The organism is Enterococcus avium ATCC 14025 (assembly GCF_000406965.1).
In the GTDB taxonomy this organism is placed as follows: domain Bacteria; phylum Bacillota; class Bacilli; order Lactobacillales; family Enterococcaceae; genus Enterococcus_A; species Enterococcus_A avium.
The window spans coordinates 394,511-410,236 of record NZ_KE136364.1 but is presented as its reverse complement, the minus strand read 5'-3'; the positions used below and the strand labels follow the sequence as shown (position 1 = coordinate 410,236).

16 protein-coding genes and 1 pseudogene are annotated in these 15,726 nt (G+C 37.8%); 1 reads left to right on the top strand and 16 read right to left on the bottom strand.

From position 1 onward, the window contains the following. Positions 1-23: 23 nt before the first annotated feature. The 10 genes from argS to galE all read right to left on the bottom strand — a co-directional run bounded on the left by argS (position 24) and on the right by galE (position 10,313). Positions 24-1,715, bottom strand: a complete 1,692-nt coding sequence (gene argS / locus OMU_RS14820; protein WP_016180697.1) for an arginine--tRNA ligase — start codon at positions 1,713-1,715, stop codon at positions 24-26. A 352-nt stretch (positions 1,716-2,067) separates the two neighbouring features. After that, positions 2,068-3,081, bottom strand: coding sequence for an ornithine carbamoyltransferase (gene argF / locus OMU_RS14815; protein ID WP_016180696.1), 1,014 nt, complete (start codon positions 3,079-3,081; stop codon positions 2,068-2,070). 393 nt (positions 3,082-3,474) lie between these two features. After that, positions 3,475-3,918: a DUF3788 family protein gene (locus tag OMU_RS14810; protein WP_016180695.1), complete on the bottom strand. Its 444-nt coding sequence runs from the start codon at positions 3,916-3,918 to the stop codon at positions 3,475-3,477. 34 nt (positions 3,919-3,952) lie between these two features. Further along, positions 3,953-4,975, bottom strand: a complete 1,023-nt coding sequence (gene tsaD, locus OMU_RS14805; RefSeq protein ID WP_016180694.1) for a tRNA (adenosine(37)-N6)-threonylcarbamoyltransferase complex transferase subunit TsaD — start codon at positions 4,973-4,975, stop codon at positions 3,953-3,955. Then, complete coding sequence (gene rimI / locus OMU_RS14800) at positions 4,968-5,393, bottom strand: ribosomal protein S18-alanine N-acetyltransferase (protein ID WP_016180693.1); 426 nt, start codon at positions 5,391-5,393, stop codon at positions 4,968-4,970. Before rimI (OMU_RS14800) ends, tsaD begins: the two co-directional genes overlap by 8 nt. Then, a complete protein-coding gene (gene rimI, locus OMU_RS14795) occupies positions 5,394-5,942 on the bottom strand; it encodes a ribosomal protein S18-alanine N-acetyltransferase (RefSeq protein ID WP_016180692.1) in 549 nt (182 codons plus the stop codon). Next, the gene (gene tsaB, locus OMU_RS14790) at positions 5,926-6,633 is read right to left on the bottom strand and encodes a tRNA (adenosine(37)-N6)-threonylcarbamoyltransferase complex dimerization subunit type 1 TsaB (RefSeq protein ID WP_016180691.1); all 708 of its coding nucleotides are present in this window, start codon (positions 6,631-6,633) and stop codon (positions 5,926-5,928) included. Before tsaB ends, rimI (OMU_RS14795) begins: the two co-directional genes overlap by 17 nt. A 201-nt stretch (positions 6,634-6,834) precedes the next feature. Further along, the gene (locus OMU_RS14785; protein ID WP_016180690.1) at positions 6,835-7,818 is read right to left on the bottom strand and encodes a LacI family DNA-binding transcriptional regulator; all 984 of its coding nucleotides are present in this window, start codon (positions 7,816-7,818) and stop codon (positions 6,835-6,837) included. Between the two features lie 12 nt (positions 7,819-7,830). After that, entirely contained in the window at positions 7,831-9,312 is a 1,482-nt protein-coding gene (gene galT / locus OMU_RS14780; protein ID WP_016180689.1) for a UDP-glucose--hexose-1-phosphate uridylyltransferase, read from the bottom strand. An 11-nt stretch (positions 9,313-9,323) separates the two neighbouring features. Beyond that, positions 9,324-10,313 carry a UDP-glucose 4-epimerase GalE gene (galE, locus tag OMU_RS14775; protein WP_016180688.1) on the bottom strand — a complete coding sequence of 330 codons (990 nt, stop codon included), beginning with the start codon at positions 10,311-10,313 and terminating at the stop codon, positions 9,324-9,326. Between the two features lie 150 nt (positions 10,314-10,463). Here galE and OMU_RS22955 point away from each other — a divergent pair, with 150 nt between their 5' ends. Continuing rightward, complete coding sequence (locus tag OMU_RS22955) at positions 10,464-10,631, top strand: DUF3042 family protein (protein WP_016180687.1); 168 nt, start codon at positions 10,464-10,466, stop codon at positions 10,629-10,631. A gap of 26 nt (positions 10,632-10,657) precedes the next feature. Here the strand turns inward: OMU_RS22955 and OMU_RS14770 are convergent, their stop codons facing one another. From OMU_RS14770 to OMU_RS23585, 6 genes and pseudogenes are all read right to left on the bottom strand, one after another. Further along, positions 10,658-12,424 carry an FAD/NAD(P)-binding protein gene (locus tag OMU_RS14770; RefSeq protein ID WP_016180686.1) on the bottom strand — a complete coding sequence of 589 codons (1,767 nt, stop codon included), beginning with the start codon at positions 12,422-12,424 and terminating at the stop codon, positions 10,658-10,660. 107 nt (positions 12,425-12,531) lie between these two features. Beyond that, a complete protein-coding gene (gene yidA / locus OMU_RS14765) occupies positions 12,532-13,347 on the bottom strand; it encodes a sugar-phosphatase (RefSeq protein ID WP_016180685.1) in 816 nt (271 codons plus the stop codon). Between the two features lie 302 nt (positions 13,348-13,649). Beyond that, the gene (locus tag OMU_RS14760; RefSeq protein WP_016180684.1) at positions 13,650-14,051 is read right to left on the bottom strand and encodes a rhodanese-like domain-containing protein; all 402 of its coding nucleotides are present in this window, start codon (positions 14,049-14,051) and stop codon (positions 13,650-13,652) included. Positions 14,052-14,077: 26 nt separating this feature from the next. Then, entirely contained in the window at positions 14,078-15,034 is a 957-nt protein-coding gene (locus OMU_RS14755; RefSeq protein ID WP_016180683.1) for an ROK family glucokinase, read from the bottom strand. Between the two features lies 1 nt (position 15,035). After that, positions 15,036-15,242, bottom strand: coding sequence for a YqgQ family protein (locus OMU_RS14750; protein ID WP_016180682.1), 207 nt, complete (start codon positions 15,240-15,242; stop codon positions 15,036-15,038). A 292-nt stretch (positions 15,243-15,534) separates the two neighbouring features. Continuing rightward, a pseudogene (locus OMU_RS23585) lies at positions 15,535-15,726 on the bottom strand (hypothetical protein); the annotation flags it as partial.

Here is a 15,726-nt window from a genome sequence, read left to right as displayed (position 1 = left end):
CTTCTTTTCCAAATTCTATGACACTACATTTTATTAGGTGCGTGAACTCCTAACAAACGTAGATCCTCTTTCAAGATTATTGTTACAGCATGAACCAATGCCAAACGAGCCTCTTTTTGTTCATCTTCAACTAAAATTTTCGTGTGAGCATAGTATTTATTGAACGCTTGAGCTAGTTTAATCGAATGCTTTGCAATCACAGATGGTTCATACTGATCAGCCGCTTGCATCACTACTTCTGGATAGCTTTGCAATAACTTGATGATTTCCCAACTATCAGAATCGTTTAAAGCATATATTGCTTCTGAATCAACAGCAAAATTTCCTTTTTCCAAAACAGTCATAGCACGTGCATGAGTATATTGAACGTAGGGGCCTGTTTCTCCTTCAAAGCGTACTACTTCTTCTAAACTAAAATCGAAGTTATTTAAACGATCATTTTTTAAATCATGGAAGACTACCGCGCCAACGCCCACTTGATGAGCTACTTCTTCTTTATTTGGCAAATCGGGATTTTTTTCTTGGATTTGTGCAAGTGCGGAATCTTTTGCTTCATTTAGAACTTCTTCTAACAAAACGATTTTCCCTTTACGAGTAGACAATTTCTTCCCATCTTTTGTAATCAAGCCAAATGGGATATGAACCATTTCGTCTGACCAATCAAAATCCATTTCCTTCAAAACAGCTTTCAATTGTTTGAAGTGCCCACTTTGTTCATTTCCAACAACATATAGTGATTTAACAAAATTATACTCACGCTTGCGATAAAGTGCCGCTGCTAAATCACGTGTAATGTATAAGGTTGCCCCGTCGGATTTTTTAATCAATGCGGGATTCAAATCGTATTTTTCAAGATCGACGATTTCGGCTCCCTCGTTGGTTTGTAATAAATGTTTTTCTTCCAACATTGTGACAACTTCATCCATCTTATCATTATAAAAAGCTTCGCCATTATAGGAATCAAATTCTACTTCCAGCATACCGTAAATTTTATTGAACTCTTTCAACGATTCACTGCGGAACCATTTCCATAGGTCTAAAGCCTCTTGATCATTTTCTTCCAGTTTTTTGAACCAAGCTCGAGCTTCATCGTTCAACTCCGGTTCATCTTCGGCTTTTTCATGAAATTCTACATATAGACGTAGCAGTTCATTGATTGGTTCAGCTTTAACCTTCTCTTCTGATCCCCATTTTTTATAAGCAACAATCAGTTTCCCGAATTGGGTTCCCCAGTCTCCTAGGTGATTGATTTTGATTGGATTATAACCAATTTTGCTTAGAATCAAGCTGATAGAATTACCAATAACGGTCGAGCGTAAATGCCCCATTGAAATAGGTTTTGCAATATTTGGTGAAGACATATCAATCGTCACATTGCCTTCATTTCCAATATTACTATCACCAAAATGATTTTCTTCCTTCAGAATTTGTTTTAAGACCATACTTGAAATAACTTCTTTTTTCATAAAGAAGTTTAAATATGGGCCGACCACTTCAATTTTTTCAAACGCTTCTGGATTGATTTGTTCTACTAATTCTGCAGCAATTTGCTGTGGCGCTTTACGAAAAACTTTTGCTAAAGCAAATGTGGGAAAAGCAACATCCCCATGATCAACTGATTTAGGATTTTCTAGTAAACGTTCAACTTCTGGCAATGTCAGATTTTCCTTAACTGCTTCAAAAACAGCTTGTGCAACGATATCTTTATTATTCATCCAAATTCCTCCTTATAAATACTTTTCTAAAGATAAAAAAGTGACTAGTCCTCAACGCTTCGTTGATGAATTGAAGAGTCAAAATAAAACAAAAAAATCTCTGATGTATAAATACATCAGAGACGAGAATTCCCGCGGTACCACTCTTATTGTCATAAATGACCAGCTTAGGCTATAACGGTAGCTGCCGCTTCATCTCAAAAGTGCGCCCTCTATTTTTGTTTATTCGGCTCCCACCTGCCCGAACTCGCTAAAAAACTGCACAATAGACTTCTCTTTTTCATCGATGAAATAATTATCTGGCATTTATATTAACAGAAAAAACTTCATCTGACTAGTCGGGAAAAATACTTTATGCTTTCGGAATGAACAAATTTCCTAATGTTGCTGCCATCACCGCCTTGATCGTATGCATACGGTTTTCAGCTTGTTGGAATTGTAATGCATTCTCGGCACGAAAAACATCATCTGTCACTTCCATTTCAGCTAAATTATATTTTTCTTTGATTTCTTCGGCAACTTTTGTTTCAAGATCATGAAATGCTGGTAAGCAATGTAAGAAAATCGTTTCCGCTTTCTGAGTTTTTTCCATTAGTGTTTGATTGACCTGATAAGGCAACAATAAATCAATTCGCTCTTTGAAAGCCGCCTCTTCGCCCATCGATACCCATACATCGGTATAAATAATATCAGCCTGCGCTACTCCCTTGTCAATGTCATCTGTCACTAAAACCTTTGACTCGGATTCTTCAGCGTATTTTTCAGCGATCGTAATCAAATTTTGTTCTGGAGATAGTTTTTCTGGAGTTACGATTGAGATATTTACACCCAAAATGGCACTGGTAATTAGCAGTGAGTTTGCTACATTGTTTCGTCCATCACCCACATAGGCCAAAGTCAGATCCTCCAACTTTCCAAAGTGCTCCTTGATCGTTAAAAAGTCTGCCAACATTTGAGTTGGGTGCCATGCGTCAGTGAGGCCATTCCAAACGGGTACCCCAGAATGTTCTGCCAAAGCTTCAACTGCCGTTTGTGAAAATCCTCGATATTCAATACCATCAAACATACTGCCTAACACTTTTGCTGTATCCTCTACAGACTCTTTTTTTCCCAATTGAATATCATTTTTACCTAAATATTCGGGATGAGCACCTAAATCATTAGCGGCTGTCGTAAAAGCCGCCCTCGTACGCGTAGAGGTCTTTTCAAAAAGTAACGCAATATTTTTCCCCGCTAAATATTTATGCGGAATATTTTGTTTCTTTAATTCTTTTAAATGTGCTGCAAAATCAATCAAATAAAGCAACTCATCTTTAGTAAAATCCGTTTCCTTTAAAAAACTTTTCCCTTGAAAGATATTCATCATCATAACGCCTCCATTTTTGAATATTCATTCGTTACATCCAACATTATTTCATTTTTATTCATAATAACTGAATAAAATGAAAGTATCAACCTCAATTTTGAAATATTTATATAAAAAAGCTTCCTTAGAAGAATTTCAAGGAAGCCATCTATTTGTTCGTTTAACGAGTTTTGATGAGATTCAGCTTACAGATGAATACTCTTGCGCGACAAGCTCGCTTTCAAGTTGAAGACCGTATGTCATCTAGAAATCAAAGGTTTCACTGCAATGAAAGCATCAATTAGTTCGACAGATAAGCCTAAAGTAAACAAGAAATTTTAAAGCCTAGAACCAACATAACCAAAAGAGAACATTCTTATTCTCTTTTCCTAAAAAAAACAGCTGCTTAAGTGACTACTTTTTTTGCAATTTTCGAATACGCAATGTAATTAGATATTTAAGATCAGTAAATGCTTGCTCGGAAGTAAGTTCAACGACAAACCAGTGACCGCCCATAACTGGTTTGTCCTCTTTAAACGTTTGCTGAACGGATTGTGACATTGAAGCAATGTTCTCTGCTAATTCTTCCTGATAGAGATCAGATACAACAACCATCATTCTAGCGTTGTCATCTAGAAAATAAATCGTGCCTATATTACCACCGTACTTTTTCGCTTTTACATGCCACCCGCCGAATCGGCCTTTCTCCTTCGAATATTCGATGGAAAATTTAGGCTGATATTCTACTGTCAAATAATCCATTAATTTTTCAAAATAAGTGGCAGTTACATATTCTTTCATCTGTTCCATGGTTGGCTGTAGATCGATTGGAAATTGCTCTTGCCAAGAATTTTTCATCTAATCGCCTCCTTGACCTCATTATAGCAAGGCGTTAGATGTGTTGGAATGCTAAACTTGGATTAGCATTTAAGTTCATTTCTGCAAAATGATGTTTTTGCAGCTCAATATGAGCCGCGGCTCCAATCATTGCTGCATTATCGCCGCATAAGCGTAGTGGCGGTACAATCAGTTTCATGGTAGGTAATTCCTCGCTAATTGCAAAGGACATTTTCTCCCGTAGCCCTTTATTAGCCGCAACACCGCCAGCAACGATCAATTGTTTAACTGGATACGTTTTGCACGCCTTAATTGTCTTTGTCACTAAAACCTCAACGACACTTGCTTGAAAGCTTGCTGCTAAATTTTTCTTATCTAATTTTTCTCCGCGTTGTTCAGCGTTATGAGTCAAGTTTATAAAAGCACTCTTCAACCCACTAAAACTAAAATCAAAATTATCTTCTTTGATCATGGCACGAGGAAAATCATACGTATCTTCTCCTTGGTGTGCCAATTCATCTATTTCTTTACCACTGGGATAGCTTAATCCCAATACACGCCCAACTTTATCATAGGCTTCACCAGCTGCATCATCACGAGTCTCACCGATAATCTCAAACGAGCCATCTTTTTCCATATAAACCAATTCAGTATGTCCGCCACTAACTAACAAAGCCATCAAGGGAAACTCTAATGGTTCAACTAGACGCGCTGCATAAATATGTCCTGCCATATGGTTGATTGGTAATAATGGAAGTCCATTGGCCCAGGCAAAAGCTTTGGCTGCACTCAAACCAATCAATAGAGCTCCCACAAGCCCTGGTCCATAGGTAACTGCTACAGCACTGAGATCTTTTGCTGTTACATTTGCTTCAATCAATGCTTCTTCGATACAAATAGTAATTTGTTCCACATGATGGCGGCTAGCCACTTCTGGAACAACCCCGCCAAAACGTTTATGACTTTTAATTTGCGAAGCAACAATATTGGATAGAATTTTTTCGCCATTTTCGATTACTGCCACACTCGTTTCATCACAGCTGCTTTCGATTGCCAAGATAAGTTCTTTTTCATTCATCTGCATTTCCTACTTTCAAAGACATCAGTACCGCATCTTCTTGAGGGTGCTGATAATATTTTTTTCGAATTCCAATTTCTTGAAAGCCGAACTTCTCATAAAAAAGACGCGCCTCTCGATTCGAAGCACGTACTTCTAGAAAAATACTCGCTATTTTCTGTGACTCTGCATAACGAATCAAGCGTTTCATTAGCTTTTTGCCATGTCCTTGACCCTTTATTTCAGAAGCGATATTCGTAATTTCGATTTCATCACATACTTGATGAAATCCCAGAAAAGCGATAATCTCTGTTTCTTCTGAGAAATAATGGCTATGAGATTGTCTCATATCGCTGACAAATTGACTGATCGTCCACGGAGAGTCAAAAGCATACGCAGTTTGGCTGATCTCCCAAAATCTTCTTGCTAACTCTTCCAACTATCCCACTTCCAAACGTTTAATCATGTCCAAAGCATCCTCGTTATTCTCAGTGTAATAATTTTTTCTAATATTCCGTGCAGAAAATCCCAATCGCCGATATAAACGCTGAGCATCGGTATTACTGAGACGTACTTCTAAGGAGAGTGTTTCACAATCGTTCATTATAGCGAAATTTTCGACTTCGTCAATCAATAGCTTACCAATCCCACGATTTTGAAATGCAGTTGCTACTGCTATATTGGTAATGTGGGTATCGTTACCAATCAAACGACTACCAATAAACCCCGCAATAGTTGATTGTCTCGTTACCATGCAGATATACAAATGAGGGATCGGCGAATGAATTTCTGAAAGAAATGCACTTTTAGTCCAAGGGGTTTCACCAAAATAAACATCACGCTCTAGAGCAATCAATTCTTTGATATCTTGGTCAATGATTTCTCTCAATAAAAATTCTTCATCGCCTAAAATCACGCTTTTAGCATTGAAAGGGTATTGTTTCCCATAAAGGATCGTTCTTACTAATCCGCTAAATTTTTTCAACATAGTTTTCGTCCTCTGGCTGATGATTCTCCAACCATTTTTCTTCTGCCTCCACTCGCTTCAAATATTCTGGTACCAATCCATGAACATTTTCAACAGGTTGCGCAAGAAAACCTAGATTTCCTAAAACAATACCATTAGGCAAGTTCAACTCATCCGCTTCAGAAACTTCCGCGGTTGGTATCGCAGACATGATTTGCTCATTAAACTTATAGGCCTCACCAACAAAATACGCTGGTTCTTTAATCTGCTTCAACAAATCGATTAACGCGATATGCTGATCAGCTAAAATATTAACTAGTCTATGATTTTCCCAGCGATATGCACTCGCGTAGACATTGTTACGACGAGCATCCATCATTGGGATAATTAATTTATCTGTATGTATGTTTCCAGCAATCACCGCCAAACTAGAAACTGTGGTCAATTCAATTTTCAGTGTTTCTGCTAAAGTTTTCGCGGTTGTTACAGCGATTCGGATACCCGTGTACGATCCTGGACCCTTGGCTACGACAATCCGGTCCAAATCAGCAGGCTCTAATCCGCTTGCCTGCATCACCGACTCGATCGCCGGCATTAAGGTCAAACTATGATTCATTTTTCGATTTAATTGAAAGTGAGCTAACAGCTTTTCATTTTCTAAAACTGCCACAGCTAATGTTTGATTGGATGTATCCATCGCTAATAATTTCATGAAATTTCATTTCCTCGCATTTAAGATAGCAATATTTTAACACAAACTATATTTGCTTTCCTACTAACTGTTCAAAGATTTCTGCTTTCCTTAAATTGACAGAAAAAAAGCCGAACAATCATCCACTATCATATTTGATAGGAAAATGATCATTCGGTTGCTAATTGAATTTTTTTCATGAAAATTTTACAGTTTTGAAAATTATTTTGTAGAATCTCGTTGAATCAATTTAGTTCCCAACGTAATTTTTCGTGGTACCGGAGAAACTTCTTTTGCTAACTCCAAAATTGTTGAGACAGCTAGTTCACCCATCCATTCAGTTTCAACTTTAACAGTTGATAAAGATGGAGATACATATTTCGCCACACTGACGTCATTGAAGCCAATCACAGAAATATCTTCGGGAATTTTCAATCCTGCTTCTTGAATCGCTTGCATCGCCCCCACAGCCAATGCATCACTGGAGGCGAACAATGCATTTGGATACTCTTTCGTTTCCATTAAAAATTTTGTCATCGCTGTTTTTCCAGCTTCCATTGAAAAAGCAGCCGTCAAAGTGAATTCCGGTCGATAGAGATTGATTTGTTCTAGCTTCGTTTTAAATGCATGCAATCGTGGATCTTCGATTGGCTGCAAGTTGTGTTTAGTTGCCTCTTTGCCAGAAAGTATCCCGATTTTTTGATGTCCTTGCTGAATAAAGTAATCAATCACTAAGTTCAAACTTTGGTCAAAGTCCACGACTATTGAATTTAAGCCCATATTCATCCCGTCAAAATCAACAAATAATAAATTATCATCAACTTTTCTTAACTGTCGTATTTGTTCGGCATCGAATTTGCCTAATGCGATTGTTCCGCTGACTTGAGTATCTGACAAATCATTTAGGGTTTCTCGGCGAATTTGGATGTTTAACTCTTCAGCTTTTTTCTCAATCCCTAAACGAATTGATAAATAATATAAATCTGCTAATTCCTCCGCTTCGTTGTACCATTGTACAAGACGGATCACAGATTTCACCGCCTTGTTAGCACGCTTATGTTTCGTGTAATTTAATTCCTCCGCCACTTCAAAAATGCGCTGCTTTGTTTCTTGGGCGACGGATAATTCTTGATCGTAATTCAGCACACGAGAAACTGTGGCAGGTGAGACACCTGCTAATTTTGCAATATCTCGAATAGTTGCCATCGCTGCCCCTTTCTACAAAGTTTTAATAAAGCGTGTAAATCCTTCTTGCCCTTCGACATCCCGTTTAAAAACTCCTGCATCTTCCAAAACGCGAGCAAAAACTGCTCCTACTGCTTTTTGGACAACTTGAGTTACATTTTCTTGTGTAATTTGAGCATCGGCTTTTAATTCCTCTGCCCATTTTAGGTGATAATCAGCAATATCATTTTTTTCAGCTAATAAGTATTTTTCAACTTCTTTTAACTCTGATTCTAGACGTGGAGGTAAAACAGCCAATCCCATCACTTCAATCAGTCCAATATTTTCCTTCTTAATATGTTGAACATCTGGATGAGGGTGAAAAATACCGTCAGGAAACTCTTCAGAGACATTGTTATCTCGTAAAACTAGATCCATTTCAAATAAATCGTCTTTTCGGCGAGCAATTGGCGTAATTGTATGATGAGGTGTGCCATCTGCAGTTTGAGCTACGATTTGCAATGCCTCGTCCGAATAATTTTGCCATTTTTCAAAAATTAATTGTGATGCTTCAATCAAATCTTCTTGATTTTTTCCTTGTAAACGAATCACAGACATTGGCCACTTAACAATACCGGCTTTGACATTTGGAAAATCTTTCAGCTCAAAATTTCGTTCAATCTCGGCCACAGCCATCGGAAAAGTATGTCGCCCACCTTGGTAATGATCATGAGAAAGAATAGACCCACCAACAATTGGCAAGTCCGCATTTGAGCCAACAAAATAATGCGGCAGGACTTCTATGATTTTTAACAGACGTCGAAAAGTTGCTTTTGTTATCTTCATTGGGCGATGTTCTTCCGATAAAATAATACAGTGCTCATTGTAATAAGCGTACGGTGAATATTGGAAGCCCCAGCTTTCGCCATCAAGATTCATTCGAATAATACGATGATTGGTCCGTGCAGGATAATTCATTCGTCCTTTGTATCCTTCGTTTTCCATACACAACATGCAATCTGGATAATTGACTTGCTTCAGTTGTCTTTCTGCGGCAATTTGCTTCGGATCCTTTTCTGGTTTTGATAAATTAATTGTAATTTCCAACTCACCGTATTCTGTTTTAGCAGGAAAAATAATATTACGAGCAATTTCTCGAGTTTTGATATAATCATTGTCTTTGCTTAACTTGAAGAAATAATCTGTCGCTTGGACAGGATCCTTTGAATAGTACTGAGCGAAATAAGCATTTACAACAGAGGGTGGTGGAGTCATCAAATCCATCAGTTGAGCTTCTAACATATCTCTTTCAGCCTGTAAATCCTTAATTACTTGATTCTTTTCTGCTTGAACTAAAAGTTGATCGACTAATTCAACTGCACTCTCTGATACTATGCGATTTTCGGCTTTTGATAAGGAGTTCTCCCCAATCATCGCAATAACCCGATTTTCTAAATATAAACGATCCATCTCCATCCAACCGCCTGATTGAATAGCTAAAGTAACAAAATCTTTTACCGTTTGACTGACTGACACGCTACTTCCTCCTAATCCTCATATCCATGCGGATGGCTTACGTGCCAGTTCCACGCTGTTTTGATAATTGTCTTAATATCCGTATATTCTGGTTCCCAGCCTAACGTCGCTTTCACTTTATCACTGGAGGCTACCAAACGGCTTGGGTCACCAGCGCGGCGCGGACCAATTTTTGCAGCGATTTCTTTTCCTGTAACTTCACGTGCCGCGTCCAGCATTTCTTTGACTGAGTATCCATTGTTTGAACCAAGATTGAAGAAATTACTTGGATTTCCAGCTTTTAAATACTCTAGAGCAAGGATATGCGCAGCAGCTAAATCCTCTACTTGAACGTAATCACGAATGCATGTGCCATCTGGTGTATCATAGTCATCACCAAAAATGGTTAGATGATCTCTTTGTCCTAGTGCTACTTGTAAAATAATCGGAACTAAATGGGTCTCAGGATCATGGTCTTCGCCGATCGTCGCATCCGCTTTTGCGCCAGCAACATTAAAATAACGCAACGCAACGTATCGCATACCATAGGCGTTATCGCACCACTTCATCATTTTTTCCATCATTAATTTACTTTCACCATATGGATTGGTTGGATTTGTTTGAATCTCTTCCGTAATTGGTGAAACTCCTGGCTCACCATATGTAGCCGCAGTAGAAGAAAAGACAATGTTCTTCACGTCAAACTCTTCCATGACTTCTAATAGGCTTTCCATTCCAACAACATTATTGTTGAAATATTTTAACGGTTTTTCAACCGATTCACCAACTAATGAGCTGGCTGCAAAATGCACAACTCCCTCGATCGATTCTTTCTTGAAGACATCCCGCATAAATGCCTTATCGCGACAATCCCCTTCATAAAATTTCGCTTCTGGATCTACGGCTTCACGATGACCCGTCAATAAATTATCGACTACGACGACATCGTAATTTTTTGAAATTAATTTATCAACCGTATGTGATCCAATATATCCTGCCCCGCCTAGAACTAAAATTGCCATTTAATCGACTCCCGTCTTTTCTGTTTTATTTAGTAAACAAATTATAGTTTGTTTACTAAATAAAAGCAAGTGAATTTTCCGTTCGTTAAACTTTCTATTTTTGCGTTTTTGCTTCATAATGAAGATATAAAGAGAAGGAGTGATGAAACGATGCGTAAATTTGCTTCAGGATTCGTTACTGGTACTTTAGCTGCTGCAGCAGTAGTTGCTGGTGTAGTGATGGGCGTGAAAAAGAAAGTCATCGACCCAATTGAAGAAAAAAAATCAAAAATCGATGAAAATCGTAAAAAAGCTCGTAGAAAACGAATTGCACGATAAAAAAAGAAAGCCGCGGCTTTCTTTTTTTATTGATAAAGTGCATTAACAATTTGATTTGCTAAATAAAATACCCGATCATCACTTTTCGGACGTGGTGAAGCAGCATTTAACCAATCCAAGCCTTCAAGTGGAATCCCATAGCAGAATATGTTCGATAATATATTTCCCTCTTGGTCAATCACCTGATGTGTTTTACGACTGACTTGCAATGCTCCAGTAGGATATTCTTTCCCTTCAATTTCTACTTGATGCGGAGTTATATAACCTTTTTTACGCATCTGAATCAACAAGGTATTCGTTGTGCGTTCGAAACTAGTCGCTGGCAAACGAGCTTCAATTAAGTTTTTACAGCTATATGACTGTTCGGGTGCCTTTTTGCTAAAAGCTAAGAAGGTGCCATCTTTTCTTTCAACAGTCATTTCAGGTGCAAGAAACTCAATAAAGCCAGCCTTGACCAAGGCTAACAACTGCTTTTGTCGAATCACTGGTGCACCAATCGTCAGAAAACTATAGTTACGATTGAAGCTTCCAAAAAAATCTTCAAAATATTCCTTCGGCGAAAATTTATCATGATCCAACATATAGTTAAAGGGGTTCTGGATTTCTTTATAGGTATCAATTGTTGCAGCCAAAGCACCGGTCAAATTTCCTAATTCTGCCTCGTTAATATCGTTTTTTAAATAGTTTTGAATAAATTCAGGAAACTCTCTTGGCAAAACATTTTTTGTGGGATCGAAAAGCGCATCCCAATCTAAACGGTCTTCAGCAGAAATTTGGTATTTTTGCAAAACTGTTTCTCGATCACCATCACGATATTCCTCTAAAAAATTATCTAAAACTACTTCGGACTCAGTCAATTTCTTTTGATAGAAAACTAACTCAGCTTCCTTTTTTAATAAATCAAACAATTCTTGCGCACTGCCAGAAAACCGCTCCATAAAAGCTTGGGTCAGAATCTGTGGCTGCGCGTCCTCTCCGGCTTTCTTCTGATTATTAGGTCGAGCATGGTAGGGTAATCCTCTGCCCGAACCGACTATCAAATGCTGTTCCCTGCCAGAAGCTTCATACTCCAAGCAACCCTTTTTATCAATGAAGCGGCCACTCCATTTAGCAACGAACAACGCAATATAATCAAAAAAGCTCAACCCCAATCCTCTAAGAATTACATCGCCTTCTACTAAATGATCCAGCTGAGTATCAGAAGGATTTCCCGGTCCTTGATAAAAAAGATTATTTTCTTTTGCATAGCTTTGATTTTCTGCTTCTTTTTCACTCAGATAGTTTCGTGAATGTCCTGTTGCTAAAATCACATCGGTCACTTGATAGATATGGGAAGCCTCAAGCACTATATTATTTTCTTCTATAGTCAGATCTACTACTTTTTCTTTCATTAATTCGACAGTGATGTTTTCTGGCAATCCTTTTTTTAATTCATCGAAAAACCAGCATTGATAGACACCGTAATAGCGACGCTGACAATAATCGTTTTCACCTAATTCGGTCTCTGAGAGAAACGTTTTTTCTAGATCAAAATCAGTTAAATACTTTAATGCTTCGTCTTGATTCCATTCTGCTAAATTCGGTCCTTCATCTTCAGAAAATAGAGTCACATGTTGCATTACAGTGTTCATGATAACCTGATCGCTTTGATTTTCACGCCAAATATTACCTCCCGGTCCATCTGGATCAAAAAGTAAAAGTTCAATCTTTTCATTTTGAGGAGCTTGTTTGATTAAGCGATCCAAAGCAATCAATCCATATGGGCCTGCTCCAATAACTGCAATTTTTTTCATACATATTCCCCATTTTTTCATTCATTTCTTTAAGAGTAGAGAAAATTTGAGGAATAAGCAATAAAAAAAAAAGCTTCTGATGAATATTTCATCAAAAGCTCGTAGAACTATTTTAACACCCAGCGATCAAAAGCTTCTTTTACACCGTCTTCTAGATTGGTTGCAACAGTATAATCTGCAGCTGCTTTAATCGTTTCACTGGCATTGCCCATCGCTATTCCAGTTCCAGCAAATTCAATCATTGAAAGATCATTTTCTGCATCACCAATGGCCATCACTTCAGATTGTTTGATTCCCAAATGTTCACTCAACTCTTTCAGCGCTATCCCCTTACTAGCATTAGGATTTAATACTTCAAGAAAATATGGCGTACTGCGAACAAGTGTATATCTTTCAAAGTAGTCAGCTGGGATTTTTTTGAAGGCTTTGTTTAAAACCTCGGGATCGTCAATCATCATCATTTTAATCGGCAATACATTTTCTGCAGCAATTTCTTCCGGTGTTCGATAATGTAAAGGCATATTTACCAAATAGGATTCTAAAATCGTGTAAGGACTAATGTCACGATTAGATGTGTACATCTCCTTCTTATCTGCTAAATGTAGGTGAACGTTCAGCAAGCGTGCTAAATGATCAATCTCCAAATAATTTTCGCGAGTCAAGCCATGTTCAGCTACGATATCCCAAGTATTTGTATTCAGAACTAAAGCACCGTTATAAGTAATAATATAATCATCTATATTGTTTAGTCCCAAAACATCTAATTGCGCTCTTGTTCCTGATAATGGCCGCCCAGTGGACAAAACTACATAGACACCCGCTTCGCGCGCCTTCTTGATAGCGTCAACTACAGGCTGATTGATTTCATGATGATCGTTTAATAATGTGCCGTCCAAATCAATGGCAACTAATTTGATACTCATATATTTCTCCTAACTACTTCTAAATTTATTGCTGTAAATTAACTTGTTTAGGCTATCTAACTGTGGACATATTTCTTTCACTTATAAACTCAAGTGACTCAACAGTGTTTTGATTTTAACAGACAACGTAAAAAGTTCCAGCTTTCATAATAAGCGTAATTCGCTTTTCAGTCAATTTTGCTAAAGAGACATTGCAAGTTTTGTCGCCCTTATTCATAATCTGAATGGATATAACTATGTTAATTAATCATTTCTATTCTCACACAAAAAAACGGCCAGATATTTATCCAGCCGCTTTTTTATTAATCATTCTTTTTCTGTTTAACTTTTCCAGTCCATTCCTGCATGCCGCCTTTAAGAATGTATAAATCCTTGTACCCTTTTTTACGAAGCAGATTGGCTGCACGAGCGCTGACTGCCTTATTATGATCATAAATATAGATTGGTTGATCTTTCCGCAAAGAACTAAAGGTTTCTTTTAACATGCTAAACGGAAAACTACGAGCTCCCAAAATATGCTTTGCGTTGAACTCATCGCGTTCACGAACATCGATGACTTGAGCTTTCCGCATTCCTGCTTGAAACTCTTCTTGCGAAATAATTTTCGCGGAACGTCTCATCATGATCCGAACAAATAATTCATATAGACCAAATAAAACAATCACCGAAATTAATACAATATTTATCTTCCACCAAATTGACATACCTTGATTCCCCTCTTACCTTTTCTCTATTTTGCTAATGAAGCCGCCCCAATAACACCAGCTTCATTTCCTAATTCTGCTAATTTGATTGTAGTACTTTCTCGTACTTGTGGGAATGTAAATTCTTTGAAATAGTTCTCAATACGGCTGCGGAGAAATTCTCCCGCAGCAGAAACACCGCCACCAATGATAATTGTTGAAGGATTTAACGTATTCCCAAGATTTCCACAAGCTAATCCTAAATAGAAAGTTACTTTATCAACTACCATTAAGGCAAGATCATCATTTTCTTTTTCGGCCAATTCAAAAACATCTTTACTTGTGATATCTTCACCGTTATCCAAACGCGCTTTTAATTGTGAGCCGCCTGCATATTCCTCAGCCAATTGACGAGCAACGCGTACAACACCCGTCGCACTTGCAACTGTTTCTAAACAGCCACGCTTACCGCAGGTACATTCAAAACCATTAGGATCAACGGTGACATGTCCGATTTCACCAGCACAGCCAGCAATTCCGTGAAGTAGCTGACCGTTCATCACGATACCGCCGCCAACGCCAGTTCCTAGTGTCATAAAGACCACATCTGGTTCGTTGTCGCCAGCACCCTTCCAGCGTTCGCCTAAAGCAGCGACATTGGCATCGTTATCGATACTAAATTTGATTTTTGTTCCTTTTTCGATCTCACTTTTAACATGTTGCAAGGTCGTCCAGTTCAAATTGTAGGCGCCAATTACTGTTCCCGCCTCGATATCGACACTGCCGGGAGTACCCATGCCAATTCCGATAAACTGTTCTGGTGTCATACCATATAATGATAAATGATGATTAATAGAATCAATAATATCTGGAACGATATGTGAACCATCATCTAAAATATTTGTTTCAATACTCCATTTTTGCTGTATCTCCCCGGCTTCTGTCAAAATCGCAAATTTTACTGTTGTTCCGCCTAAGTCAATACCTAATAATTTTTTATCCACTCTAGTCACCTTCTCGACTTTCTTCAATGTGATGTTCCCGTTTTAAAATGCCCCAAGCCTGCAAATAAGTGTCTCGATCAATTACACGACTCTCATACAAATTTTTCAATTCGATTTGCATCAATTCGATATCGTAAATTCGTTTACCAACGTAAACATAAATACCAAATTGTTTTAGCAGTTGCTGCACATCATATAAACTTTCCATAAAAACACATCCCTAGTATTATACAGAAAAAAGAGCTCTTTTTATAGCCTAATTTCTATTTCCTAGCTTATTTTTTAATAAGTCATCTAGTCCACCATTCATTTTATAGCATTCTCTTAATAGTCGCAAATCAGTCATGAGGATTTCACCAGACCTGTGCAAACTTTAAAAAAACACCATGCAAAAAAATTGTTCTTTAATTGTAGACAAGCTTTTCTTCATAACGTCCATAAGAAAACCTCAGGAGAAAACCGCTCCTGAGGACTTTTTGTTTAGATTTAGATAAATCATTTTATTGTCGATCACTGATTCTAAATTCGTATCCAAGTACGTTCTTATAGTATTCTGGATACATCTCTCCACCACATTTTTCGCAATCAAATTGCGGAGCGTTCTCAGGATCAAATGCAACATCTCCTGCATCCAAAAATTGAACTACTTCCTTTGGAATTTTTTCCTTTATCCCACATTCAAGACAAATGTA